The organism is Clostridium sp. MCC353, from assembly GCF_018785315.1.
Classification (GTDB): Bacteria; Bacillota; Clostridia; order Lachnospirales; family Lachnospiraceae; genus CHH4-2.
The window spans coordinates 54,460-80,113 of the sequence record NZ_WQPN01000128.1 but is presented as its reverse complement, the minus strand read 5'-3'; the positions used below and the strand labels follow the sequence as shown (position 1 = coordinate 80,113).

The 25,654-nt window shown below is 44.7% G+C and carries 27 protein-coding genes; 26 read left to right on the top strand and 1 reads right to left on the bottom strand.

Translation table 11 applies throughout. The features are described from left to right. Positions 1 to 8: 8 nt before the first annotated feature. The 25 genes from GPL15_RS21130 to GPL15_RS21010 all read left to right on the top strand — a co-directional run bounded on the left by GPL15_RS21130 (position 9) and on the right by GPL15_RS21010 (position 21,106). Entirely contained in the window at positions 9 to 1,007 is a 999-nt protein-coding gene (locus GPL15_RS21130; protein ID WP_215700653.1) for an alpha/beta hydrolase, read from the top strand. Between the two features lie 46 nt (positions 1,008 to 1,053). Beyond that, complete coding sequence (locus tag GPL15_RS21125) at positions 1,054 to 2,961, top strand: leucine-rich repeat domain-containing protein (protein ID WP_215700652.1); 1,908 nt, start codon at positions 1,054 to 1,056, stop codon at positions 2,959 to 2,961. Between the two features lie 13 nt (positions 2,962 to 2,974). Further along, complete coding sequence (gene rlmH, locus GPL15_RS21120; RefSeq protein WP_215700651.1) at positions 2,975 to 3,454, top strand: 23S rRNA (pseudouridine(1915)-N(3))-methyltransferase RlmH; 480 nt, start codon at positions 2,975 to 2,977, stop codon at positions 3,452 to 3,454. Positions 3,455 to 3,537: 83 nt separating this feature from the next. Next, on the top strand, positions 3,538 to 3,822 hold the full coding sequence (locus tag GPL15_RS21115; RefSeq protein ID WP_215700650.1) for a hypothetical protein: 285 nt from the start codon (positions 3,538 to 3,540) through the stop codon (positions 3,820 to 3,822). A 50-nt stretch (positions 3,823 to 3,872) separates the two neighbouring features. Continuing rightward, positions 3,873 to 4,355 (top strand): hypothetical protein, encoded by a 483-nt coding sequence (locus tag GPL15_RS21110; protein WP_215700649.1) that lies wholly within the window; start codon positions 3,873 to 3,875, stop codon positions 4,353 to 4,355. A gap of 240 nt (positions 4,356 to 4,595) precedes the next feature. Continuing rightward, the gene (locus GPL15_RS21105; RefSeq protein WP_215700648.1) at positions 4,596 to 4,814 is read left to right on the top strand and encodes a hypothetical protein; all 219 of its coding nucleotides are present in this window, start codon (positions 4,596 to 4,598) and stop codon (positions 4,812 to 4,814) included. 116 nt (positions 4,815 to 4,930) lie between these two features. After that, positions 4,931 to 5,179 (top strand): hypothetical protein, encoded by a 249-nt coding sequence (locus GPL15_RS21100; RefSeq protein WP_215700647.1) that lies wholly within the window; start codon positions 4,931 to 4,933, stop codon positions 5,177 to 5,179. A 139-nt stretch (positions 5,180 to 5,318) separates the two neighbouring features. Then, positions 5,319 to 5,570 carry a type II toxin-antitoxin system Phd/YefM family antitoxin gene (locus tag GPL15_RS21095; protein ID WP_215700646.1) on the top strand — a complete coding sequence of 84 codons (252 nt, stop codon included), beginning with the start codon at positions 5,319 to 5,321 and terminating at the stop codon, positions 5,568 to 5,570. Further along, positions 5,567 to 5,941: a type II toxin-antitoxin system death-on-curing family toxin gene (locus tag GPL15_RS21090; RefSeq protein WP_215700645.1), complete on the top strand. Its 375-nt coding sequence runs from the start codon at positions 5,567 to 5,569 to the stop codon at positions 5,939 to 5,941. The genes GPL15_RS21095 and GPL15_RS21090 overlap by 4 nt, the downstream gene beginning before the upstream one ends. Positions 5,942 to 6,130: 189 nt before the next feature. Further along, positions 6,131 to 6,880, top strand: coding sequence for a PD-(D/E)XK nuclease family protein (locus GPL15_RS21085; protein ID WP_215700644.1), 750 nt, complete (start codon positions 6,131 to 6,133; stop codon positions 6,878 to 6,880). Between the two features lie 61 nt (positions 6,881 to 6,941). Then, on the top strand, positions 6,942 to 7,415 hold the full coding sequence (locus GPL15_RS21080) for a metallophosphoesterase family protein (protein ID WP_215700643.1): 474 nt from the start codon (positions 6,942 to 6,944) through the stop codon (positions 7,413 to 7,415). Between the two features lie 246 nt (positions 7,416 to 7,661). Next, positions 7,662 to 7,943 carry a CD3324 family protein gene (locus tag GPL15_RS21075; RefSeq protein ID WP_215700642.1) on the top strand — a complete coding sequence of 94 codons (282 nt, stop codon included), beginning with the start codon at positions 7,662 to 7,664 and terminating at the stop codon, positions 7,941 to 7,943. A 119-nt stretch (positions 7,944 to 8,062) separates the two neighbouring features. Next, positions 8,063 to 8,701, top strand: coding sequence for a DUF1062 domain-containing protein (locus GPL15_RS21070; protein WP_215700641.1), 639 nt, complete (start codon positions 8,063 to 8,065; stop codon positions 8,699 to 8,701). A gap of 204 nt (positions 8,702 to 8,905) precedes the next feature. Next, positions 8,906 to 9,229: a PadR family transcriptional regulator gene (locus tag GPL15_RS21065; RefSeq protein ID WP_215700640.1), complete on the top strand. Its 324-nt coding sequence runs from the start codon at positions 8,906 to 8,908 to the stop codon at positions 9,227 to 9,229. After that, complete coding sequence (locus GPL15_RS21060; RefSeq protein ID WP_215700639.1) at positions 9,222 to 10,490, top strand: DUF1700 domain-containing protein; 1,269 nt, start codon at positions 9,222 to 9,224, stop codon at positions 10,488 to 10,490. The genes GPL15_RS21065 and GPL15_RS21060 overlap by 8 nt, the downstream gene beginning before the upstream one ends. A 2-nt stretch (positions 10,491 to 10,492) precedes the next feature. Further along, positions 10,493 to 11,299, top strand: a complete 807-nt coding sequence (locus GPL15_RS21055; RefSeq protein WP_215700638.1) for a hypothetical protein — start codon at positions 10,493 to 10,495, stop codon at positions 11,297 to 11,299. 318 nt (positions 11,300 to 11,617) lie between these two features. Then, positions 11,618 to 12,427, top strand: a complete 810-nt coding sequence (locus GPL15_RS21050) for a hypothetical protein (protein WP_215700637.1) — start codon at positions 11,618 to 11,620, stop codon at positions 12,425 to 12,427. Further along, the gene (locus GPL15_RS21045; protein WP_215700636.1) at positions 12,424 to 13,446 is read left to right on the top strand and encodes an aromatic acid exporter family protein; all 1,023 of its coding nucleotides are present in this window, start codon (positions 12,424 to 12,426) and stop codon (positions 13,444 to 13,446) included. The genes GPL15_RS21050 and GPL15_RS21045 overlap by 4 nt, the downstream gene beginning before the upstream one ends. Further along, positions 13,443 to 14,096: a pentapeptide repeat-containing protein gene (locus GPL15_RS21040; protein WP_215700635.1), complete on the top strand. Its 654-nt coding sequence runs from the start codon at positions 13,443 to 13,445 to the stop codon at positions 14,094 to 14,096. Before GPL15_RS21045 ends, GPL15_RS21040 begins: the two co-directional genes overlap by 4 nt. A gap of 57 nt (positions 14,097 to 14,153) precedes the next feature. Continuing rightward, complete coding sequence (locus GPL15_RS21035) at positions 14,154 to 14,933, top strand: DUF4253 domain-containing protein (RefSeq protein ID WP_215700634.1); 780 nt, start codon at positions 14,154 to 14,156, stop codon at positions 14,931 to 14,933. Positions 14,934 to 15,072: 139 nt separating this feature from the next. Continuing rightward, positions 15,073 to 15,711 carry an orotate phosphoribosyltransferase gene (locus GPL15_RS21030; RefSeq protein WP_215700633.1) on the top strand — a complete coding sequence of 213 codons (639 nt, stop codon included), beginning with the start codon at positions 15,073 to 15,075 and terminating at the stop codon, positions 15,709 to 15,711. Between the two features lie 287 nt (positions 15,712 to 15,998). Then, positions 15,999 to 17,264, top strand: a complete 1,266-nt coding sequence (locus tag GPL15_RS21025; protein WP_252198540.1) for an extracellular solute-binding protein — start codon at positions 15,999 to 16,001, stop codon at positions 17,262 to 17,264. Continuing rightward, a complete protein-coding gene (locus GPL15_RS21020) occupies positions 17,261 to 18,949 on the top strand; it encodes a sensor histidine kinase (RefSeq protein WP_215700632.1) in 1,689 nt (562 codons plus the stop codon). Before GPL15_RS21025 ends, GPL15_RS21020 begins: the two co-directional genes overlap by 4 nt. Before the next feature lie 124 nt (positions 18,950 to 19,073). Then, the gene (locus GPL15_RS21015; RefSeq protein ID WP_215700631.1) at positions 19,074 to 20,609 is read left to right on the top strand and encodes a response regulator; all 1,536 of its coding nucleotides are present in this window, start codon (positions 19,074 to 19,076) and stop codon (positions 20,607 to 20,609) included. A 266-nt stretch (positions 20,610 to 20,875) separates the two neighbouring features. Continuing rightward, entirely contained in the window at positions 20,876 to 21,106 is a 231-nt protein-coding gene (locus tag GPL15_RS21010) for an HPr family phosphocarrier protein (protein WP_215700630.1), read from the top strand. A 576-nt stretch (positions 21,107 to 21,682) separates the two neighbouring features. On the opposite strand, the gene GPL15_RS21005 is transcribed toward GPL15_RS21010, so the two are convergent. Beyond that, positions 21,683 to 22,288, bottom strand: a complete 606-nt coding sequence (locus GPL15_RS21005; RefSeq protein ID WP_215700629.1) for a hypothetical protein — start codon at positions 22,286 to 22,288, stop codon at positions 21,683 to 21,685. A 433-nt stretch (positions 22,289 to 22,721) separates the two neighbouring features. Between GPL15_RS21005 and GPL15_RS21000 the strand changes: the two genes are divergently transcribed. After that, positions 22,722 to 24,962: a glycoside hydrolase family 3 N-terminal domain-containing protein gene (locus GPL15_RS21000; RefSeq protein WP_215700628.1), complete on the top strand. Its 2,241-nt coding sequence runs from the start codon at positions 22,722 to 22,724 to the stop codon at positions 24,960 to 24,962. Positions 24,963 to 25,654: the final 692 nt, after the last annotated feature.

The window sequence follows — 25,654 nt, the reverse complement described above, 5'->3', positions numbered from 1 at the left end:
GAGCGAAGATGAGAAACGAGCGTGTAAGTGTACGCGGCAATCTGATGCGGGAACTGATTCACGATGTGATGGAAACTTCACTCAAAAGACCGATTCAGACAGGAGAATTTCGTAAGAATCCGGTAGAACCGGCCTGGATATGTCCTTCCGGGTATGAATATGAGATTATAGAGACAAAGAATTTTAAAATGGAGTATTTAAGGCCGTCTAAAGTCTATACCGGACGGGTGATCCTGCAGCTTCACGGAGGCGGTTATATCGGCCCGATGAAGAATATTTACAGGAAATTCGCGGTCCACTATTCAAAGCTGAGCTTTGGAGGCGATGTTCTTACGGTGGATTACCGTGTGGCGCCGGAATATCCCTATCCGGCCGCGCTGGAAGATGCGTATGACGCGTATAAATGGCTGATACACGAAAAGGGATACCACCCAAAACAGGTGATTGTGGCAGGCGATTCCGCCGGAGGGGGGCTGGCCCTGGCCCTCTGCCTTTATCTGCGGGATCACGGCATTGCCCTGCCGGGCGGGCTGATCCTGATGTCGCCGTGGGCGGATATGACCTGCAGCGGGGAGAGCTATGATACCAATTATGAACTGGATCCGCTGTTTGGCAATTCCAGGGAGAGCATGCTTTATAACTCCTCCTATATCGGGGATGCGGATCCGAAAAATCCTTATCTTTCACCAATATTCGGTGATTTTAAAGGGCTTCCGCCCATGCTGTTTCAGGCGGGCGGATATGAGATGATGCTGAGTGATACGCTGTCCTGTGCAGAACTGGCAAAAAAGGCCGGAATCAGGCGCAGGGTGTCTGTCTATGAGGGAATGTTCCATGTTTTCCAGATGAGCCTGGGGCTGTTTCCTGAGAGCCGGGAGGCGTGGGCGGAAGCGGGGCAGTTTATCCAGCTCATTTATCAGATTAGAAGAAAACCCGATGGAACGGTTGTGAAACGGGTGAAGAATAAAAAGAGGAAGACGGACAAGGGCGGATTGACGGATTTATAGAATTAAAGAAATAAAGGCAAGAGTATGACAGAGTGAGGAAAATACGATGAAGATAACAGAGTTAAGATGCAGTTCCTGCAACGGACCGTTGAAAATTGACGAAGAGAATCCAAGCATAGCGGTCTGCGAATACTGCAAATCCAGATATATCATAGAGCAGGAAGAGAATGAAGATGTGACCATGAGGGGGCCGGAGCAGAACTGGTACCAGCCGCGGGAACCTAAGCCTGAGGTGAAGAAGACCGGATGGGAACCTTATGGATGGAAACGGGGCACAGCGCTCTTTTTCGTGATGATTCTTGGTATTCTTTTGATCAATGGAAAAGGCATAATGAGAAGGATGGAGATCAACCGGGCGGAAAAGGCCGCCGCCCAGGCGGAGGAAACAACAGAAATAGAGGATGTGAGCGCGGATGCAGCGGCAGAAGTCATTGAAATTCCTGAACTTACCGAAGGGTTTGCTGATTTTGCTGCAAAAGTGTTCGGAAAGCCGGTGGATCAGATCACAGCGGAAGAACTTGGGAAGATCCGGTATCTGGAGGAGAAGAGTACTCTGGATGAAATCAGGATCGGGTACAGTTTTGACAACCCTTATGAAAAGGAAGGCACAGAACCCATATGGATAACATTTCCGAGGAACGATAAAAAGGTGGCCCCCTCGCAGCTGGCCGCATTTACCGGGTTAAAGGTGCTGAAAATCCGTGGTTATATCTCCAAAACGGATATTGCCGGGCTTGAACTGGAGGGGCTGGGCTGTTACGGCAAAAACCTGACGGAAATAGCTTCCAAGCTGGACGATCCGGGCGCATTGAAGGAACTTGAGGTGAGCGGAGGAATTGAAAGCCTGGAGGGAATCGATTCATTTGTCAATTTGGAAGGGATCAGCCTTTACGGCGGCCATTTGATGGATCTGACGGAACTGGTGAAACTGAAAAACTTAAAATCACTGAAGCTGGAAAATTGTGACGATATTACAGATTTCTCATTCCTTTCTGTCATGTCCCAATTGGAGGAGCTGTATGCCCAGTCAGAGGGAATCCGGGATATCGGATTTGTGGAGGGAATGGCCAATCTGAAGAAATTGACGGTTTCCCATACCAATGTATTGAATCTGGACGGCCTGAAGGGCAGGGACAGCCTGACTTCCCTTGTGGTGGAGCGGTGTTATGAGATGAAGAACTGCAGCAGCATCGGAGGATTGACCAATCTGGAGGAACTTTCCCTGGATGTGCCTTATGGATGTGAAATTCCGGATTTGAGCGGACTTGTGAATTTGAAGGCGCTGACTCTCGGAGGATTTGAAAAGACGTCATTTATAAGAAACTTCGGAGCGTTGGAAACCCTTTCCATCGAGGGCTGCGGTATTGACGATCCCGGTGCATTTTCCGGACTTGTGAATTTGAAGGAACTCAAGTGTTCCCGCGTCTACGGGAATACGGCGGGCTGGAAATTTGCTGCGCAGCTTCCTGCCCTTGTAAAGCTGGATCTGACCGGGGTTGCAACCTATGAAGATATATCGGGGCTGTTTGGCATCCCGACTTTGGAAGCCCTCATTTTAAACGGTACAGAATGTGAAATCAATTTTGACAAGCTGGCGGCCAATCCGGCATTGAAACATTTGGAAATGAACGGAGTCAAGCTGTATAAGAATGTTAAGATCAGCGGCGGCGGGGGAATTACTTATGTGGATTATGACAAGGTAACATTAGACGAACATACGGACTTCATAGCCGCATATACCGGCCTGGAAAACATCAGCCTGACCGGAAACAAGCTGACCCAGATTAATTTTGCGGCCTCTTTGCCGGAATTAAAGACTCTGGATATCAGCGACAACTATATTACAGACTTAAAACCTCTGGAACTTCTGAAAAAGCTGGAACTTGTTAACTGCACCGGAGATCCCATCTCCAATTACCAGGTTCTGAGTGAAGCGGTTACGGTGGTCAAATAAGGCAGGGCACAGGATGAGGATAACGCTTGTTACGGTAGGAAAAATCAAGGAGAAATTTTTTACAGATGCGATTGAGGAATACAGCAAACGGCTGAGCAGGTACTGCAAACTGGAAATCATACAGGTGGCGGATGAAAAAACACCGGATAACGCCAGTGAGGCGGTGGAAACCCAGATCAAGGATAAAGAAGGGGAGCGGATTCTGGCCCAGATTAAGGACGGTTCCTATGTAATCGCCCTGGCCATCGAAGGCCAGACGCTCAGTTCGGAACAACTGGCGGAAAAGATTGACGGGCTGGGCGTGTCCGGGGTGAGCCAGATTGTATTTGTGATCGGCGGCTCCCTGGGGCTGTCTAAGAAGGTGCTGGGCAGGGCGGATTACCTGCTCAGCTTCTCAAAGATGACATTTCCCCATCAGTTGATGAGGGTGATTCTGCTGGAACAGGTTTATAGGAGTTTTCGGATTAGTCATGGGGAACCGTATCATAAGTGACGGGGAGGTGTAAACGTTTAATGTTAATTTAATAATGAGTATTTAGTGAATGGATTCATAAATCATGGAGGTAAGAATATACAATGAATGATGATATAGGATTATTTACTGCAGTCAAATATATGTTTATTTCGATTATAGTTCTTGCAGTAATAGTAGTGGGGGCAGCTCTTTTCTGGATATGTATTACGCCATATAAACTAAATCAGTTCTGTTTGGTGTTAAGTCTTATCTTGAAAAATTTAGGTTCATATAGTGTGTTACTAGTGGGAATAGTGATTACTATTTTCTTTCAAGTATATTCAAAAGAGAAAGAATTATTAAGAGAAGATAAAATTAAAATCGGCGAAGTGGGTATTATACGTTAGCCTTCAAAAGAGATACTGATGAATATAAAGAAGAATTTAATTGGAATAAAATGGTTGTAGAAATTAATACTGAGAAAGACTACAATTTCTCTGACGAAACCAAAGAAGGAACTTTTCCGCCATTATTAATAAAATTCCTTACATCAGAAAGGAAAAGTACAAATTTAAAATATATAATGGCATTTAGCGATGATTATTTAAAAAAAAATGAAAAGGACATATTACATAATTATTATAAATATTGTGAAAAAATATTGTATTCGTCACCTTTATATTGCTCCACAAAACCAACAAGTGAATTAGAGAATAATTTTAAGGCAGATATAAATCGCTATTTTTGGTTAATAGTAAAATGCGATGTTGAAGAATGCACTCCTATATTTTGGTTATCAGCAGTTTCTGAAGGAGGTATTTTATTATTTATAAAGGTTAGGGCAAGAATTAGTCGTGCTATTGGTGGATATGATTTTACATTACTTCAGCAGACTACGTATTATAGGAGTAAAGATAAATTGTGTCCTCTTTATAGATAAAAATTTAATATTCAAAGAAAAAATGTATTATATTTGACAAAAGAATGGGAAATATTATAAACATAGTAAGGTAAACCCAGGTTAACGATTATAGTTAACCTGGGATTTTTTGTGGAAAGGAGTCAGTGTGTCACCAGGAGAAACTAAAAGTACAAATTTTGAATTTTGTATTTAAAAAGGGGAATAGATAGAATATAATATAAGCAAAGGATAACTCATTTGATAGAGGAGGGAAATAGAATGAGAGAGATAACAGGATATTTTGATGGAAATACAGTGCGACTTTTAGAACCAGCCCCTAAAACTAAGCAGAAGGTCATAGTAACGTTTATAGATGATGAGAATGAAGTAGATGAACTTCCAATAGGAATATTGTCGAAGTATGCAGATTCAAGCAAAAGAGAATTGGAAGAAGGGGCATTTGAACGTGCAATGGTGGAAAAGCATGGTAATGGCTGATGCAAATACAATGATACGCTGTATCATTGGTGATGATGAAAAAAAGATTGAGGAATTACAGACGATAAGGCAGACACAGAAAATAGTATATACACATAGAGGTAATAGCAGAAGTTGTGTATGTCATTACAAAGGTTTATAGTGTTCCTAGAAAAGCTTGCAGTGAAGCTATTTTAAGCTTTATGAAGGCAAGGAATATTGTCTGTAGAAATGGAGCGGTAGCAGAGAGGGCGTTACTATTATATGCAGAAAATACATTGGACTTTGTAGATAATATATTATTGGCATATCATCAGGTAATGGGAATGACAATTTATAGCTATGATAAAAAATTAATGAAGGCTATAAATAAGGATAAGGATTGAATCGTCACATAATAATAACTCTCCCCATTGGAGCCGCTACGGAGAACCGTATCATAAGTGACGGGGAGAAGGATGATTATTTAAAAAGTAGGTTGTATTTATCCTAGCTTTAGCATATACTAAAGGTGAGGTGATGAATATGATGGTAAACACAGAAGCGTTAGTAGCAATGACAGAAGCGAATCAGAATTTTTCTAAAGTAACGCATATTGTAGACGAAAATGGTTTTGCTGTAATTCTCAAAAACAATAAGCCCAGATACATTGTGGTAGATTTTGAGGAATACGAAGCGATAAAAGGAATCAGAGCGGCAAGAGAAAAAAAATTAGAATTGACAGCAGATACTTTGATTGAAGAAAATATGGAAGCATTTCTGGAGTTAGCTAAATGATAATTTTAGCAGTAGATGAAGTAATTAAAATTCATGGAAGGCTTATAGAAAAAACAGGCGGACTGGATGGATTAAGAGACAGGGGGCTTTTAGAATCGGCTATTTTCAGTATATCCAGTGGATTTAGGGAGATAGAAGTTTATCCTACGGTGGAAGAAAAAGCCGCCAGGATTGCTTTTGGCCTTGTGAATAATCATGCTTTTTTAGATGGTAATAAGCGGATTGGCATGTTGTCTATGCTAATGATACTTAGATTGAATCAAGTAAATATAAAATACACACAGCGAGAGTTGATTGCTTTAGGATTAGGTGTGGCAGATGGCAGTATTGGTTATGATGAAATATTAGATTGGATAATAAGTCATAAATAATGGAACAGAATTAAGAATTAGCAGATATTATAAACATAGTAAGAGAATCCCAGGTTGACGCTTATAGTTGGCCTGGGCTTTTTGTGGAAAGGAGTAATTATCAAAATAATCATAAGAAGGCGTAAACATGGATAAGGATTCAGAAAAGGAGGAAAAATGAGCGCAGCTTATATGTACAAATGGTCGGTTTTGAATAATTTCATTATAGATTATGAGGAAGACTTGCCGTCAGAAGAAATCAGCTATTGGGAGAAAACCTTTCGGGAACGTGTAAAAATCCATATTATCGGTATTTTGTATGGAATTAGTTCTGCAGAAAGCATTGCGGATTTATATGAACTCGGAAAGATGCATCAAACATGGCATAATCCTTTTATGAATAAGTTGTTTTTTTCCGCTTTGAATGATCTGCGTGGGAAATTCGAAGACGCTTACATAGATATGCTGATGGAAATTTTTGCAGAAGCGGCATATATTGCTCAAGATGACCGTAATCATAGTGAGGCGGATTTTGTAAAAATGATGGAAGACGGTTTTGAAGATATTTTCCCGGAACTGTCATTTGTCAAGCGGGAGGCCGTATTTGAAAATGTTCGTTTGGATCTTCTGGCAGAAGAGCCTTATTCCCGCAGAGCTGTCATCTTTGAGGCCAAGCTGGGCAGCAAGGATCCAACGAACCAGCTTTTGGCCTATAGGAATCTGTTTGAGAATCCTTTTTTGGTCGGTATCACAGAAAATCGTCTGCCGGATAGAATAAAGCAGAGCGGAATTTATTATTTTACATATCAGGAGTTAAATACAAGGGCTGTCTATAATATCCAGAAAACTTTTAGCAAAGGCAGAAAGAGTTTTAAGTATTTACCACAAAAATTTGATCTTGATTTAAAGAAATTAGCAGATATAGACGGCGATAAGAATAGGTTTTTATCCCGGATTTAGCGTATTCTAAAAGTATTTATTACAGCTTTATGAAGTAAAAGGAAAGGCAGGGAACAGCATCATGCCGCAATGCATTCATAGAATCGGCGTTATTTCCGACACCCACGGCCTCCTCAGGGAGGAGGTCAAAAGTGTATTATCCACCTGTGATGTAATCCTCCATGGAGGGGATATCAACCGGCAGCAGGTTCTGGATGAACTGGAAACCATTGCAAAAGTTTATGCCATAAGGGGCAATAATGACAAGGAATGGGCGGTTCATCTGCCCGAAAATCTGAGCCTGGAGCTGTTTGGCCTGCGGATTTTTATGATTCATGACAAGAAGCGGATAACGGAGACGTTGGAAACTTATGATCTCATTATCTGCGGCCATTCCCATAAATATGAAGAGACCGCCGATGGGGGACGGATCTGGCTGAATCCGGGAAGCTGCGGGCCGAGAAGGTTCAAGCACCCGGTCACCATGGCGGTTATTGAAATGGAAGAGCATGGGAAAATGGGCAGAGTGGTAAAGATGGATTTTTCAGACATTTAGAAAGAGCGCGGATTTTATTCAGTACGGATTCTCAAGATCATTTCTGGTAAAAATTTAAGGTTTTCACCCGGCTATTTATCGGTTATACTATAGCGTACTAAAAGCAGCGCAATAAAAAGGAGGGCAGTCCTATATGGGTAAACCTGTTATTACTGCATAGCAACAGGCTTATGCAGTGAAATAAATAGAAAAGTAATTGTATAGCCTTTGCTATTCCGGACAGTAAAATACGTTTGGGAGGCAGCGATGCGCTATCAGAAAGCAACAGAGATTTTGCCGGAGGAACTGGTGGAACTGATCCAGGAATATATAGACGGAGGATATGTCTATATTCCCAGAAAGCATGAAAATAAGAAAAACTGGGGTGAAGGGACTTCCATCAAGGAAGAACTGCAGTCCAGAAATGAAGAGATTTATGAAAAATACCAGGATGGATTCCAGGTGAGCGAACTGGCAGAGTTGTATTATCTGTCGGAAAAAAGTATCCAGAGAATCCTTTTGGCGGAGAAACAAAAGAGTAAAAAATGAAGTGGGTGATAAGAGGACAGAGGTCTGTCCTGAACGCACTTCCCATCCTTTTTACAGCACGAAGAACGAGGTGTTTTGTGTTCCGCAGTCATGTTAGAGTGGCTGTGGAGGAAGTTTTTATGTGTGTAAATAAGGAAGTATGGAAAATTATCCCGGAATCATTGCCGGGTGTAAAAAGGAACTGTTCAAAATGCGGAGTAAAGAGAGAATTTATTAACAGCGGAAAGTTCCGCATCAATGCCAATGGAAAAAACATCGATGTGTGGTTGATTTACCGTTGTGAGAAATGCGGGACTACGTGGAATATGGCAGTTTATGAAAGAAAGGCGGCAGATACCTTAGACCGGGAGGAGTATCTTGGATTTATGGAAAATGACAGCCGCCTTGCAATATGGTGTGGAAGAGATCCGGCCCTGTTTGCAAAGAACAGGGCGGAAGCGGTTTTGACGGACAAAGGATATTGTGTGGAGACCACAACCATCGAGGGAAAACGTGACAACAGCAAGCCCCTTGAGGTAGAAATAGAGATGCATTTTCCCATGAAACTGAGGCTTGACCGGCTGCTGGCAGACCAGTTAGGGGTATCACGGAGCGCAATAAAACAATGGTGTGACACAGGTATTATTTTCCGGACGGATGTGATGCCAAATGAAGGGCGCGCGAACAAAGAGGCTGGGAAGAGCAGAAAAGGATTGTTAGGTGAAACTGTAAAAAATGGAATGAAAGTCCACATTAAATATATCTCCGCCGCCAAGTGATGGGCTGAAGAGAGGCTCTAAAGCAGGATGCTGCTTTGGAGCCTCTTTCTTTTTGATTTTGGCAGAGGTTTGCTGGAGGGGGCTGTGAATCATACCTGATCCTACTATTATTTAAAATTTAGTACTTGACATTACATAGTACTAGCTATAATATAATACTAGGGAATATAATTCGGTTGAATAACGCTTCAGAATGGAGAAAAGATGAATGCACAATTTAAAAAAGGTGTCCTGGAGCTGGTTGTACTTTTGTCTGTGACCAAAAAGGACATGTATGGGTATGAGCTGGTCAGCGAAGTCTCGAAGGTGATCGATGTGAATGAGGGAACCATTTATCCCTTGCTGAAACGGCTGACCAATGAGCACTATTTTGAGACCTATTTGAAAGAATCCACGGAAGGTCCCCCCAGAAAATATTATCATCTGACAGCGGCGGGACTGCTCTATAAAGAACGGCTGAAAGCGGAATGGGTTGATTTTAACGGTAAGGTGAACCAGTTTATAAAGGAGAGTGACAGGAATGACTAAGACAGAATTTCTGGAGTATTTGGAAAAGAAGCTTCATGTACTGAATCAAAAGGAGCGGGAAGATATATTGAGCGAATACTCACAGCATATAGAATTGAAGATGGAGAGCGGTCTCAGCGAAGAAGATGCGATTCATGATTTTGGAAATTTGGAGGAATTGGCGGCAGAGATTTTGGATGCCTACAATGTGAACCCGGATTATGATAAAAAGACCATACATATAGATGGAAAAAAAATAGGTAAAAGCATGGCCAGGGCAGGCCAAAAGGTGGGAGGAATATTTAACAGAGGTTCCCGCTCCGTGAAACGGATTTTCAATAGGACGACCATAGGAAGATTTGATCTGTTATTGAAATGCTGCCTGATCATTGCGGTATTGTTCACCGCGTATCTGCCCCTGGCCGGATTGGCTTTTTGGGTGGGAGACGGATTTTACTCCATATTCGGAAGACCTTTGGATTACATGCTGTCGGCGGCGGTGATTGTGGGATTTCACCTGTTTTATCTGATTTTGTCGATTTCAGCGCTGCACGCGTATATTATGAAATATAAGAAGGACGGCAAAATAGAAAACGATGACATGTCTGAAGAAGACATGGATGAGGATGAAATGGCTGAGGAAGGCGAAGGTTCTTTCTGGGAGAGCGGGGAAGAGTTCTGCTGTGAAGGTGGTGAAGATGAAGCCTTAGCTGTGGACAGGCATGGAGCTGGAGATCATGCAGTTTGCGGAGACAATACGGCGGCTGGAGGCAGGGCTGCGGCTGGAAATCATGCAGTTTGCGGAGACAATACAGCGGCTGGAAATCATGCGGTGGCCGGAGATAAGGCGGTGTATAGAGGACGCACAATGCCCGAAGGTAAAGCCGGGCACAGACCTGGCGTCAGACATCGGAAGGGGAACGGGCGCCTGGGCCGGGTGTCGGAGTGGTTTAGAAATCTGTTTGTTCTTCCTGGATTTTCAACAGAAGAACGGGAGGCCAGGCCCAAACGCCGGCATCATTTTTTCAGAGATATCTGGAACTTGATCCGGGCATGTGGGGTATTTGCCGTGAAAGGGGCTGTGGTCTGCTGTATCGCTCCTATTTTCCTGTTTCTGATATTCCTGGTAGTTATGTTTGGAACTTTGATTGTACTGCTGGTCATGGGTTACCCGTTAATCGGTGTGACGGTCATGACATTTGGCGGACTTCTCAGCGGTTTTGCCTTTATCTGGTTTATTTGGGACATTTTATTTTCTAAGAAAGCGGGGAAGCAGGAATGAGTGTGAGAAAAAAATTAGTCATCGCGTTCATTGTCGGTTTTTTAATGATGGGAATAGGCGGCGGAATTTCCTTTGCGGAGTTTTCTTCTTTCACCTATGGCGGTGAGAAAATACTGGATGGTGAGATGAGTACGGTAGAAATTAAGCAGACGGTGCCGGAAGATGCGGATGAGATTATCATCCGGACTTATGGGTATGACAGACGAAAGGTACAGATTGTAGAAGACAGTTCCATAGCAAAAGATGAAATTTTAGTAGAAGTGACCTGTAACACAGATCTTGTGGAGCCTATAATGGAAGAGCAGAGGAATTATGAAAATGACACGGAAGATATGTCAGACGATTCGGCGGAGGATATGGCAAATGAAAGTTCACAGGAAATGACAAATGATACGTCGGAGGAGAATCCGGATGAAAGCCTGGATGATACGGCGGAGGAGAATCCAGATGGAAGCGCGGATGATACGGCGGAGGAGAATCCGGATGAAAGCGCGGATGATACGGCAGAGGGGAATCCGGATGAAAGCGCGGATGATACGGCAGAGGGGAATCCGGGTGAAAGTGCGGATGATATGCCAGAGGAGAAGCCAGATGAGCCTCAGACGGTACAGCCGGAGAGGAAAGAGGTGATATATGCCCTGAACTATTACTATTATTCGGATAACGATCTTTCAGAATTCTTCAAAATGAAAGATGAATTAATGGAATGCATAAAAAACAGGGTGATCTATTCCTACTCCTATCATGAAACCCAGGGAGTTTTGATTAAAGTGCCATTGGGTATGGCGGAGCGTATTTCATTGAGGTAGAAATCTGGCCTGTGAACGGTAAGACGCTGTAAGAAGGGTACTGTTCACAGCCCCGCAAAGCGGCACGTCCGCCAGGCCGGCTCTGCCAGAGGGGGCTTTGAACAGTGAGAAGTTTCCGGGATTAAAGCTGGAAATGTTAGGAGATTGTATTTTCACAGCCATAGTAGTATAATGAATATGTTTACGAAAGATATTTTGGCTGAAGATTAACTCATAATTAGGTATGATTGGAATTAAATTCCAGGCTGTTATGACAGGCGGCCTGGGATTTTTCTTTTGTAAACTGTGTAAAAATCAAACAGGAAGCAGAGATAAGATATGAAAAAGAGAAAAAGTGTCAGATATTATAAGAGCCCGGATGAGAAATATTTAAATGAATTGGGAAGTTTAAAGCCGTCCCCATTTTCGCCTGGAAATTTGCTGGGGACCCTGGCTCCGGCAGGGTGTGTGATCATTCCGCTGCTGCTGGCGGCGGCTGTGTCGGGCGGGCTTTTGGCGCTGCCCAAGGAGCCTCAGAGCATTCTCAGAATCATACTGGTACTTTCCGTGGGCATTAAATTATTTATTCTGCCGGAACTTGCCTCTTCATTTCCAGACGACTTTTTCGGCGCCTGTAATTTTTTTCATAACTGGGCCGGATATCTGGGGATATTGAGCTTATATTTTAAAGGCAGCCAGTACAATATCATCGACGAACCCCTTATATATTATGGAATTTGGCTGATCATAAGCATAGTGATCTGCTTTCTGTTTTTAAAAAACCATAAAGTCCATTTAAATGGGAAACGGGTTCTGGGTTGTCTGTTCCTGTGCCTGTTTTTGACAACGGTGATCAATGCAGCGGTTGTGGATTTGAATGTGAATCTGGACCGTTCCGAACCGGCTGTTTTGGAACAGACAGTTGTAAAAAAATATGATAAAAACAGATATGTGGCCTGGTTTTCGTCTGCCCGCAGATATTATGTTGAAACAGAACATGGGGTTGGCAGAAACCTGGAGGAAGAGAGCCTGTCTTCCTATCTCCTTCCATATAAAGAATATGAAAAACTGGGGCCGGAAGACAAGGCAGAAATATATACCTATCAAGGGTTATTTGGAATATCATGGTGTGAGGTAAAAGCTGAGTGAAACGGAAACCGGATTATCTGAAAATACTAAAGATAGCGGCGGGAACGGGGATTTCCATCATAACAGCGGACTTTTTGGGGCTGAGATACAGCGCCTCCGCGGGTGTGATCACCCTTCTCAGCGTTCAGGATACAAAAAAAGAAACAATCCGGGTGGTGGGGCGGCGGCTGGCTTCTTTTGTGCTGGCATTGGTTTTATCAGCCGTCTGTTTTCATTTATTCGGATACGGGGCATTGGCGGTAACTGTCTTTCTGCTGTTTTTTGCCGCGGCCTGTATTGAATTTCATATGCAGGAAGGGATTTCGGTCAATACGGTGCTGATGACCCATTTTCTGGCGGAGCAGTCCATGGGAGTTGCTGATATTCTCAATGAAGTTCTTCTGCTGTTGGTGGGAGCTGGGATCGGGGTGGTTTTAAACCTCTATATTCCCGGCAAGAAAAAACTGATAAAGGCCAGCCAGATTCAGATTGAGGACCGCATGAGGGATATCTTAGGGAATATGGCAGAGGCCCTTTTGGGACAAGCGCCGAGATGCGGCCGGTCAACCCCCCTTCTTCTATTGGAAAATGACCTGGAATTAGGGGAGAAACAGGCATATGAAGATATGGAAAATACCCTTTTAGCGGAGACCAGATATTATCTTCGCTATATGAACATGAGAAAAAGCCAGGCGCTGGTTCTCGCAAGAATTGAAAAACAGATGTGCATGCTGGAAATGCTGCCGCTCCAGGCAGAGCAGATTGCGGGGTTGATGCGTCAGATCAGTGAGCGCTTTCATGAATTTAATAATGCCGTAGAATTGATGGAAGAGTTGGAATCTGTTAAAATGAGCATGAGGGAGCAGCCGCTGCCGTCAGCCAGGCCGGAATTTGAAAACAGGGCCATTTTGTTCCAGATTTTGATGGAACTGGATCAGTTCCTGTCAATCAAGATGGAATTTGTACAAGAACTGGGGGCAGATGAAATCCGGAAATTCTGGAAATCCGAAAGCTGCCGTCCGGAATGGAGGAAGCCATGACAAAATTAATCGAACCATGGATGCCTCCGGTACTTGAAAAAGTTACCGGAGGTTACGGGATATTGCGGGAATGTTGTGATAATGAAGAACGTCTGGAAGAGAAACATATAACAAAGCTGGAAGTGCAGGGGGAGGTTTTTAACGCCGCCTGCGTATCGAAAGTCAAATTTGAAAACTGCCTTTTCCTGGACTGTTCATTTAAAAAGGGGGAATTTACGGATGTAATTTTTCAGTCCTGCAATTTCTCCAATTGTGATTTCAGCGACAGTTATTTTAACAGGTGCCAATTTACAGGTTCCAAAGGAATGGGGGCCAAATTCTGTGGAAGCAGCATACAGAATCTGGCGGTCAGGGACTGTAATTTTAATTATGCCAATTTTGATTCCTCCAAACTGGAGAAAATTCTGGTTGAGGACACGGAGTTAAGGGGAGCTAATTTATCCCAATGCAAATGCAAAGGGGTGGACTGGAACCGGGTCCGGCTGCAGGAGGCCAGTTTTTTCAAAACGCCGCTTCAAAAGATGGATTTTCGGACCTGTGATATCACGGCCCTTTCCATTTCTGATGACTGCTCTGAACTGAAAGGCGCTGTGGTGGATCTCTATCAGGCCGCGGAGCTGGCAAAAAGGTTTGGGTTGGTGATTAAATAAGGACGGAAGAATGAGATAACGGGGAATACAGAATGGGGGAGAAGGATGCGCTTTTTTATGATGGTATTTATGATAATGCTGCCGTTTTTTACTGTTTCCGGGCAGATGTCCGGCGGGGAGGTTTTGACGCAGAAGGGAGAATACCTGGGACTGGAGTATATTGATGCTGGAACGGATGCATTTTACATACAAACGTTGTACTTAGAAAAGCTGAAAGAGTGGGAGGGTGAAGGATATGTGCCTTTCATTGTTCAGGAAGACGATTTTGAGGTGATGGAAGAAACCATAGCCAGGGTAAAAGAGGATTATGGTTCTATAGAAAATTATACGAAGGATGTGCTGGAAAAGTCGAAAAAGACAGATGCGGAACATTTTTTTGAGGAAAATCAGGAGGCATATTTGTGGTGGCAGGAATATGTGAATGAAGGAAACAGCGAATCCGCATCTTCATGGGAGAAAGGGCCCCTGCCCCAGTATGATCTGTATCTGCCTTCCTACGCCAAGCGGTATCTGATCTTGAAGGTGCCGGCAAAAATGCCTTATGAAGTTTTGGCCTACGTGCCTTTTGGCGGTTATAATGCCTGTCCCCTGCCGGAAGAACATATAGCAGTCGCCAAAAGATGGTACGAACAATATGGAGCGGTTCCTTGTGCGGTGGGCTATGATACGCTGCAGTTTTATCTGGAAACACCGGTTACGGATAAAGAAGATGTGGAACAATTGGCGAAAGAGATGATGATTTATTGTGAGGATATTGTGACGCAGGGGGCGGAGGATATTGAATATTTGGAGAGGAGTATTCGTGAGAGCCCGTTTTGGTTTTTCTGGTGGGATTGAAGGATGTTAATGACCTGGCGATTTACATTAAAACCTCAAGGGATTTTCGAAAATGCCTTCACCCTTTACTTTAATTTTGGTATAATAAAAGAAAAGCAGTTTCTTCAGAACCGGGGGAATTTGCGGACAGGGGGTATTTATGGATAGCAGAACTTACAAAATCACGTCAACAGCCAATAACGTGCCTTTAAAGGTTACGCCAGGCCATTTCGCTACCAACCATTCCCACATCAATTATTATCTGGATATGACCACATTAAAGGCCAGGCAGAGCGAGGCACAGCAGGCAGCCAAGGCTTTGGTGGGGATGTATGTGTATGACACGGTGGTGGACACGATTGTGTGTCTGGACGGCACTCAGATTATTGGAGCCTATTTGGCGGAAGAATTGACCCAGGCCGGTTTCATGTCCAGAAATGCGCATCAGACTATTTATATTGTCACTCCGGAATACAACAGCAACAGCCAGATGATTTTCAGAGAGAATATACAGCCCATGATTACCGGAAAGAACATTATTTTATTGATGGCGTCGGTGACTACTGGAAAGACGATCAGCAAAGGCGTCGAATGCGTCCAGTACTATGGCGGCGTTCTGCAGGGCGTTTCAGCGATATTCAGTGCATTGGATGATATTGAAGGAATACATATTAATTCGATTTTTGGCAAGCGTGATCTTCCGGATTATGAAGCATATGATTTCCGGGAATGCCCATACTGTAAGAAGGGTATAAAACTGGATGCGCTGGTAAACAGCTTTGGTTATTCAAAATTGTAGATACATGGATAGTTCTACGAAAAAGAGTCCGGCCTGCCGGGCTCTTTTTTCCATAGAAATCCCAGAATCCATCCGGTATGGTAATTTCAGGAAAATGAAAAAAATTGAAAATTGACAGTGTCGGTCAGAAATACAAAGTGTTATAATCAGGATAATGTTACCTCTTTGCTGAAAATCTGAAAGTTATCAGCACGTGCACAAGTGACGCAACTTTTGCGTCCGTAATCTTTGCGTAAGCATCTTTGTGTACACAGTATTTACAAAACGCTCCGCCATGGAGGAATCTTATGAAATCACAGGAGGATGATGCTTTGACCGAAATACAGAAACGCTTCAGGCCGGGAATACCGCTTATGGCCCTCATCCTGGTTCTTCTTTTAGCCATATCCGGGTGCGCCAAGGAGACTGTCCCTCAAGAGCCTGAAAAAACGGAATTGGTGCTGTGGTATTATTGGGATATTGGAAAAATACAGAGGGAACTGGCCAATCTGATTGATGAATTCAATGAGTCTCAGGACCAAATCATCGTAAAGGCCCAGTATATCCCCGATGAATCCTTTAAAAAAAGGCTGGCCCTCAGCGCCGCGGACGACAAGATGCCGGATCTGGCCCTGATGGATTCTTCCGATTTTAAATATATGCACGAAATGAAAGCATTTACAGACCTGACGGATCAGATCCCCCAGCTCCAGGGATATCTTCCCCAGGCGGTTGAGCCGTGTACCATCGACGGAAGAATCTATGGAATGCCCTTTGGCGTAAACTGCCTGGCCCTCTATTATAACAAAAAAATGATGGAGGAAGCCGGATGCCGGCCGCCGGAAACCTGGGATGAATTCTACGATGCGGCAGTAAAAATGACAAAAGAGGGAGTGGACGGTTTTGCCCTTTCCGCCCTCCAAAGCGAAGAAGCCATGTTCAGCTTTCTGCCTATGCTGTGGTCCATGGGAGCTGATGTGGATACTCTGGATTCGCCGGAAGGAAGAAATACTTTCCGTCTCATTGAAAACCTGCGGGACAACGGTGTTTTGCGGAAACAGTGCATCAGCATGACGCTGAGCGATCTGATGAAGCAGTTTGAGGCAGGAAATATCGCCATGATGTTTAACACTTCCATGGCAATCGGACCCATGAGAGAGCACCGTCCGGAACTGGAGTTTGGAGTGGTTTCCGTGCCATCCGGCGATGTGCCTGTTACAGTCTCAGGAGGCGAGATATTCGGCGTAACCACCGGAGATCATGAGGATGAAGCCATAGAATTTTTGAAATTCCTTGCGGATAAAAACAGAATGTCCGATTACATCGATCATTTCGGACTTCTTGCGCCCAGAGCCGATGTGCAGAGCGGCCAATATCCGTCCGATGACATGCAGAAGAAATTCATAGAATACTATAAATCGGCCAGACCCAGGGAATTTACAGATCAATGGCCGAAAATATCTTTGGTCGTTACGGATACCCTGAGCCAGGTGATCATTGGAGAGCGTCCTGCAGAAGATATTCTGAAAGAAGCGGCTTTGAGAATCCGGGAAATCAGAGAGGAGGCCCAATGAAAAAAGCCAGGAGCCTGAGGGGGATGCTGATTCCGGCTGTCTTTTTTTCATCTGTACTGACAATCGGCTTATTTGCCGTGATTTCCCAGTACAGGCTTTGGGGCAGCATTAAAAACAGCATGGAGAGGGAAATACAAAACAGCATGGAGAAATCAGACCAATGTCTGGATCTGGTGCTGGATAAATACGAGACTCTGCTTTACGAACTGTGCACCGACGACCAGGTGATCGAAATTGTGGAGAACATTAACAAAAATGAGGATGATCTGGATGTGAACGGGAACATGCTGCGCCGGAGGCTGAGTCATATCTGCAACAGCAATGTCAGCGTAGAGGGGATTGTGGTGGATACGGTCAACCAGAACCGCATTTTTTATGACTCCCTGGCATCATCTTCCTCAAAAAGCAGTTGGATTACCCAAATTCCCATACCTATCGTAGAGAAGGGAGTTGCCTACCGGTGGAAAAAGGAACCTGTATTTCTGGGAGATGAAGAGATTCACATGTTTCAGATTGCCAGAAAACTGGTGGATTACAGAGATATCCATAAACCCATCGGAACGGTGGTGATAAGCATCAATGAAGAAGAGCTGAGAAATGCGGTGGACTGGGACGAAAAAACCCAGGTGTTTCTGCTGGACGGCGATTCCATTGTCAGCGCTTCCGAAAAGTCTTTGATCGGGGAAATAAAGGACATGGTATTAAAACCCGGTCTGCAGACCGCTTCGAAAATGAACGAAAGGACCGGCTGGGAGATTTTTAACGTTTACTCCCTCAAAGAATACCGGAAAACCGTATTGGACCAGGCCTTTTATTATCTTTTGATAGCCGTTGGAATCATCGGTATTATGGTAGTGATGGTGGATTATATCACAAGACCGGTTTTAAAATCAGTGGATACAGTCGTAGAAGCCATGAATAAGGCGGAGAGCGGGGATTTTACAGCCAGAATCCCCATTCAGGACAATATGTCCACAGAAGTGCGGAGAATCGCTTCCCGGTTCAATGAGATGATCGGCCAGTTGGACGAACTGTTAAAACAGGTAAAACAGGCGGTGCTGGATCAGAAAAATGCCGAACTATCCGCGTTGGAAGCTCAGATTGACCCCCATTTTCTGTATAACACCCTGGACACAATCAACTGGAAGGCGATTGAGAACGAGCAGTACGAAATCAGTGAAATGGTAGGGGCCCTGGCCGATATCCTCAGATATGCGGTGAGAAATGCCGGAGCCAGGACCACAGTGCGCCAGGAGATCAGCTGGCTGGAACAGTACATTCTGCTTCAGAGCGCCAGGCTGGGCAAAAACCTGGAACTGCAGATGGATCTATCAACAGAAGCCTGGAACTGCAGGATTCACAAGCTTTTGATGCAGCCATTTGTGGAAAATGCCATCAAACACGGATTGTACAGAAAAGAAGGGGAATGTGTATTAAAGATTTCCATGAGTGTGACGGATCATCTGCTCCATATCGTGATCGAGGACAATGGAAAAGGGATCAGTGAAGGCCTGCTGATCCAATTAAATGACAAAAACACCGTTATTGGGGAACATTTGGGCATTGTAAATGTGCGGAAGCGGCTTCAACTGTATTATTCAGGGGATGCAGGCCTGTATTTTGAAAGCAGCGAGGGACAGTACACCAGGGTTCATTTGTTTATACCCGTGGAGGAGGCAGTGTGAAAAATAATCCCGATGGCTTATTTTTCACACCCCAGTTTGTGCCGGAGCCACAAATTTGAATCGCAGCTGGGAAGTTGAAATTCTCAGCGCGTGCCTGTGCAGCGCTCCGGCATGGAGGATTGATATGAACATTGTAGTGGTAGAGGATGCGAAGCCCATCCGGGAAGGGCTGGTCAATATTCTGAGCCGGATCGACGAAAAATACCGGGTGGCCGGGAAAGCGGCCGACGGGGTGGAAGGCTTAAAACTGATCGAAGAGTTAAGGCCCGATCTGGTGATCATGGATATCCAGATGCCGGATATGGACGGGCTCACCATGCTGGAAAAAGTGAGAGAGAAGAAAATAGACTGCAAGGTCATTGTCCTGACCGCCTATTCAGATTTTAATTACGCGAAAAGAGCCATAGAACTGGGAATTGAGAATTATTTACTGAAGCCAATAAAAATTGCGGAACTGAAGAAATCCCTTCATATGGCGGAAGAATCACTGGAAAGGGAACGGCGGCAGGAACAGATTTATTCTTTGGACAATGTATTCAAAAACAGCCTGGCAGGCCATCCGCCGGAAGACAGTTTTGTGGAAGAGAGGCTCCGGGACAAATACGGTATCCAAGCCTCTGATCCAATAGCCCTGTTTCTCGTATGGCTGGATGGGATGTTTGAACAGTCCTGGCAGAAGGCCATGCAGCTTTTGGAAAATGTGGGAAAGAATTCCCGGAAGTTTGAATGTACCGTTCTGGCTCTGGAAGACAATCTGGCGGTCGCTGTGGTCATTTATAATATAAAAGATGGGGATGGGCTGGAAACTTATTTCCGCCAGTCCGTCCTGCCCATGCTGACTGCCGGTCTGGGAGGCCGGATCGTTGGCATCTGGGGAGAATCCAGCGGCTTTGGCGGTCTGCGCCGTCTGTTGAAAGAAATGATGGAGGATTTGGAGTGGAATTTAATCCTCCCCGAAGGATCGTTAATCAACCGGAAAATGATCGACTTAATGACTGCGCCGCCCTTTCAGTTCCCCATGGAACTGGAAACGAAAATCCGCCATGCAGCGGCGGGCAGGGATATGGAAGAGTACAGACAGTGCCTGGAATTTTTAAAAACTGCATGTACCCGGGAGGTTTATGAGCCAAAAGACATTAAGGACGGACTTATCCGGTTTTTCATGACCCTGGTACATGCGGCGAAAGAATACGGCGGCCAGGGCGAGGGGAGTTTTGCCCAGAAACTGCTGATGCGCCTGTCTGCCTCCAATACCTGGGAGGAAATAACCAGCACGTTAATGGAATTTTTTGAACTGAATTTTTTAAAAGATCAGGACAGCCGGGACGGGGCCGATGAGGTGAGTCCGCTGGTGCAGAAGGCCAGGAACCTGATCCAGGAGTATTACAGCCAGGGGATCACGCTAGAGGAAACGGCCAGGAGACTCCACGTATCTGACGAATATCTCAGCACCCAGTTTAAAAAAGAAACCGGAAAATCATTTACAGAAACGATACGGGCCTGCAGGATCGAGAAAATAAAAAAGCTTTTGCTGGAAACTGATTTAAAGCTGACCCAGATTGCCGCCATGACGGGATATTCCGACCCCAAATACATGAGCAAAGTATTCCGGGATGAGGTCGGCGTCCTGCCCGCGGAATATCGAAAAAGGGAAATTTAACTCGAATTTGTTTAGAAATTTACTCCTTTTTAAAAAATTTACCCTGTTTTTATTGTTTCGAATCAACTATTATGGATATCATAATTAATGAGTAACAGTTCAGAGGGAAATTTGGTTATAAACGGCGTCTGGCCCGCTTGTAAGCGGCTTTCGTTACCAATGTTCACATAGGATTCCCACCCGTTGCTTTTTGGCCGTTTTACAGTCAAAAAGATGAGCCGTCTGAACTGTCACATTAATAAGAGGAAAGAAAGAGGAGATGCAATATGAAACAGATGAAAGTAAGCTTCAAGGATCCAAAAGAAGTTCTGGAATTTGTAAACTGCGTGACCAAATATCCGTTCGATATGGATATGAAAAGAGGCCATATCCTCATTGATGCGAAATCAATTTTAGGTGTCATCGGTCTGGGTATGGGAAATATATCAGAATTGATTGTATATAATGAAGAATGCGATACATTAGAAAAGGATATTGAGAAGTATTTAGTGGCGTAGGATATGCTAAAAAGTGCGGCGGAAGTTACGCCGGGAAGAAGGAACATGCGGGGCAGACGGCAGGCCGGGCGGGGGACGTTGGTTTCCCACCGGAGGGAGTTCGGAGCCCGCAGGAAGCCGGGGCACGGTCCGCGGTTTCAGCTCATGGTGCAGGCCGGGGCATCTCTAGGTTTGAACGGAAGGAAAATGAAGGGTACCGAGAGTATTCATTGAGAATTTCTGAAGAAATTCTCAATTCAGGCCCTCTAAACCGCTGACTTTGAGGTCAGCGATTTCCCCTCCATTTCCCTTCCGTTCAAACTAAGAGATGCCGACGGCCTGCACAAATCGCTGAAACCGCGGACCGTGCCCCGGCTTCCTGTGGGCTCCTAACTCCCTCCGGTGGGAAACCAACGTCTCCCGCCCGGCCTGCCGTCTGCCCCGCATGTTCCTTCTTCCCGGCTGGCTGCTTGTAACAATTATTTATTATCTTATCTTGTGTTTTTGTCTGTATATTCGCTTGGATATCCATTAAGAAAATTACATTATTACTGTTTCTGATGGTGGAATGGCAGCGGCTTCTGAATGTTGAGCGGCTCACTTCTCAATTGAAATGAACGGAGGGAAGGTGTCGGAGCTATTGATGCGCTGCATTGTTTTGGTGTCTATGTCAAAACACGTGCCGTCGTATTCGTAGTGCAGTTTTCCGTTCTTGCAGTAAAAACGATGTTCCGATTGGAATGCAACAGGTTTGAAACGTTTGTCTTGTATGGGCTGATCACGGTACAATGCCTGATCTTCGGATAATTTCAGAACGTCGTTTTCAAGGCGCACATTATAAATACCACTTACGACGGCTTCTGCCGGCACATTTTTTCCTGAAGCTGAAATGAAGCGGAAGCAGCCTGTAATTGCGTTGGTGCTTTTTCGTTTGGCCAGTTCAAAACGGAATAGGGATACGGCGCTGAAATCTTTTCTTAACTGTTCCCGCTGCCCTTCTTTGTTAATCAGCCATATTTTCTCGTTAGATACAATAAACATATCGATTTGAAATCCGCTTTGTGAATACTTCAAATTAGAAAAGGATATCTGGTCAGAGTATACGCCCTGTAAGGCGCCGTTTTCCAGTTCGTAAACCAGTTCTTTTGTAAACAATGTTTTGCCATCCACATTTGATTCAAGGAAATTAATGATTTCTTTCATCTATATCCGTCCTCTCTTTCGCCTTATAACTGCCTGACCCGCCTGAGGCGGATATTCTTATTTTATTTACTCTATCTGTGAAGGCTGAATCTGTCAAGTTGTTTAATCTGCTTTTATAATGTGTCTGAGGATTTATGGTAACAGTTCAGATCAGTCTGAACCGATTTATAAAATCAAGTGCGGGAATACGAGGATGGGGTCATGATTTGCAGACATTTATTCTGTATTTATAGTTTTTCGTCTGTATTTATATAGTTTCTCTTCTAAATTTACTGTTCTTAAAAAGTTCTGCGGCACAATTCCCGTTATAGGATATAAAAAAGTAGAATATAATACTAATTAATAGAATAAAATCCTAACCACTAATTTTCGGTTATGTTAAAATAAAACCATAAAACCAAGCAGACCAAGAATAGGAAAGAGTGGATAATTTATGGAGAAAGCGACCTCACGTATACGTTATTTTAAAAATGAAAATGGTCCGGTGATCGGAGTGACTGTAAAGCCCGTAATAGAACAGGACGGGCTGTATTTCAAAGATTTAAACGGGGACGGAAAGCTGAACATTTATAAGGACTGGAGAAATACGCCGAAAGAGCGGGCGAAGGCTCTGGCGGTGGAATTATCGCCGGAAGAGAAATTCGGCCTTCTGTTCCTGAATTCCTGGAAAATGGGACTGTTCCAGGAGGATAAGACGAAGGTGGACAGTACCGGGCTGTTAGATGAAGAGATCATTGAAAAAGACGAATCTATTTTCAATGTGGAAAAATCTTATGGAACTACATACACGGTGAAGGAAATGGGCATCCGCCATTTGATTTTCCGCCAGAATCCAAAGCCGGAAGATCTGGCTGACTGGATTAACCAGCTGAACCTTCTGGCTGAGGAAGGAGAACATGCCGTTCCCATGCTGATTGTGTCCAATTCCCGCAATGAAAATGGGGAGATGGTCTTTGGGATGAATGATGCGGCCGGAGTATTTGCCACATGGCCCGGAACGATGGGAATCGGGGCGGCAGTGAAGGGAAATGGGACTGGACTGATTGACGATTTTGCAGAATGTATCCGTAAAGAATGGGATGCTGTGGGCATGAAAAAAGGATATATGTACATGGCTGATGTGGTCACCGATCCCAGGTGGCAGCGGACTTATGGGACATTTGGCGAAGACCCTGAGCTGGTTTCCCAGATCATGGACCGCCTGATTCCCGGAATCCAGGGAAGCCGGGATGGGCTGGCTTTTGACGGCGTGGCTGTTACGGTGAAACATTTTCCAGGAGGAGGCGCCAGGGAAAATGGCTTCGATCCCCATTATGTGCAGGGCCAATGGAATGTTTACCAGACGGAAAACAGCCTCCGAAAATATCACCTGCCTGCATTTTTGACCGCGGTGGACAGACATGCATCCTCAATCATGCCATATTACGCAAAACCGGCGGCTGAAAAGAGCGCAAAACAGTATGATATGCGGGGCAGTGAAATTGATATGAAACCTGTTGGCTTTGCATTTAACCGATTTTTTATCGATACCCTTTTGAGAGAACAAATGGGATTCGAAGGGTATGTCAACAGTGATTCCGGAATTACCAATAAAATGGCATGGGGAGTGGAGGAACTGGATGTGCCGTCCCGGATTGCCCTTGCGGTCAATTCAGGCGTGGATATGATCAGCGGTTCTCTGGATGTGTTTTCAGCAAAAGAAGCATATGAAAGATGGAAAAACGGGTATTATACCGTGCAGGGACATCCGGTGCCGGAAGGATATACGGCGGAACAGCTTGTTTTATCCGAGGAAGCCTTAAACAGGGCGGTGGAACGGACATTAAAGGAGCAGTTCGAACTGGGGCTGTTCGAGAATCCATACCGGAACCCGGCAAAGGCCGCAGAAGTGGTTGCCACAGAAAAACATTGGAAGGACGCTTACCGGGCACATTTGCAGTCTGTCGTTCTTCTGAAGAATCGATCACAGATTCTTCCCTTGGATCCGGGAAAAATGAAGGGAAAAAGGGTTTACGCGGAATGCTTTAAAAAAGACGGTGAGGCAGCAAAAAAGGAGACTGGTATTTTGAGAAAGTCCCTCGAAGAAAAACGCGGCCTTACCCTGACCGATTCTTATGAAAATGCCGATTATGCTTTCTTATTTATAAATCCCAGTTCCGGGGAATATTTTAACGCCACAAAAGGTTATTTGGAACTGGATATCTGTGAAAATAAGCAGGTGCCGGATGTGGATGATGCCGGATGTCCGGCGGATACCTGTCACGAAGAAACCACATTGTCCGGTGCGGATAAAATCAGGGAAATTTATGAAGCAGTTCATAAGAATGGCGGAAAAGTGATATCCAGCGTCAATTTCACCCTGGCCTGGATGGTTGGCAATGTGGAACCTTATGCGGACGCGCTGCTGGCCGGGTTTGACACCTATACGGACGCAGTTTTGGATGTGATGATGGGTAAATTTGAGCCCACAGGAAGAATGCCGGTCACGCTGCCAAAAGATGATTCCGTGATCACGGTTAACAAATCTGGAGTATGCGTTTCCCCCAACGATGTGCCAGGCTATGACAAAGACCGGTTTATGCCGGATTCTATGAAGGATGAAAACGGCAAGGCTTACGCTTATAGGGATGAAGTGGGGAACTATTATGAGCTGGGGTTTGGATTGAGGTATTGAAAAAATCTTTATTTAATTGGCGAAAGGACGCCAAGAAGAAGGGGAATCTGGAGCGGAGGGCCTGGGAGCAAAGGGATTCGGGATCGGATTACGCTCCCTAAGAGATACTAGGCCTTCAAGAACGAAAAAAGACAGGGCGGCGCCCATTCGAGGTAAACTTTTTATGAACTTTACCTCTCAAGGGGCGCCTCAGAAACTGATTCGGTTTTCAGTTTCTGCCTGTCTTTTTTCGCCCTTGAAGACCAAGTATCTCTAAGGGGCTCCATACGACCCCGAATCCCTTTGCTCCCAGGCCCTCCGCTCCAGATTCCCCTTCTTCTTGGCTGCGTAATGGCTCCACTACGATAATAAAGCTTTGGGGAAGAAAAGTAGATGTAACTGACGTGGGGATTAACAGTAAAGCATCAAAGTAAAGGGTTAAGGCATTTTCGAAAATGCCTTCAAGGTTTATGTTAAATGGTGTGGGACTTTACACGAAAGGGTGAAGCCATTTTCGAAAATACCTTCACCCTTTATGTAAAAAAATTTGCTTTTAATTACTTTAGCCAGAGAAAACCAGCAGAAAAGCGGGACGAGGGGACGAGGGGACGGAGGCCGGGCTGGGGCTTGGAACTTGTGGGGTGGGCCGTGGTCTGACGGTGTGGGAAGTCGTCTGGAAACCGTTAGTGGAACTTAGTCTGCAGGCATGAAAA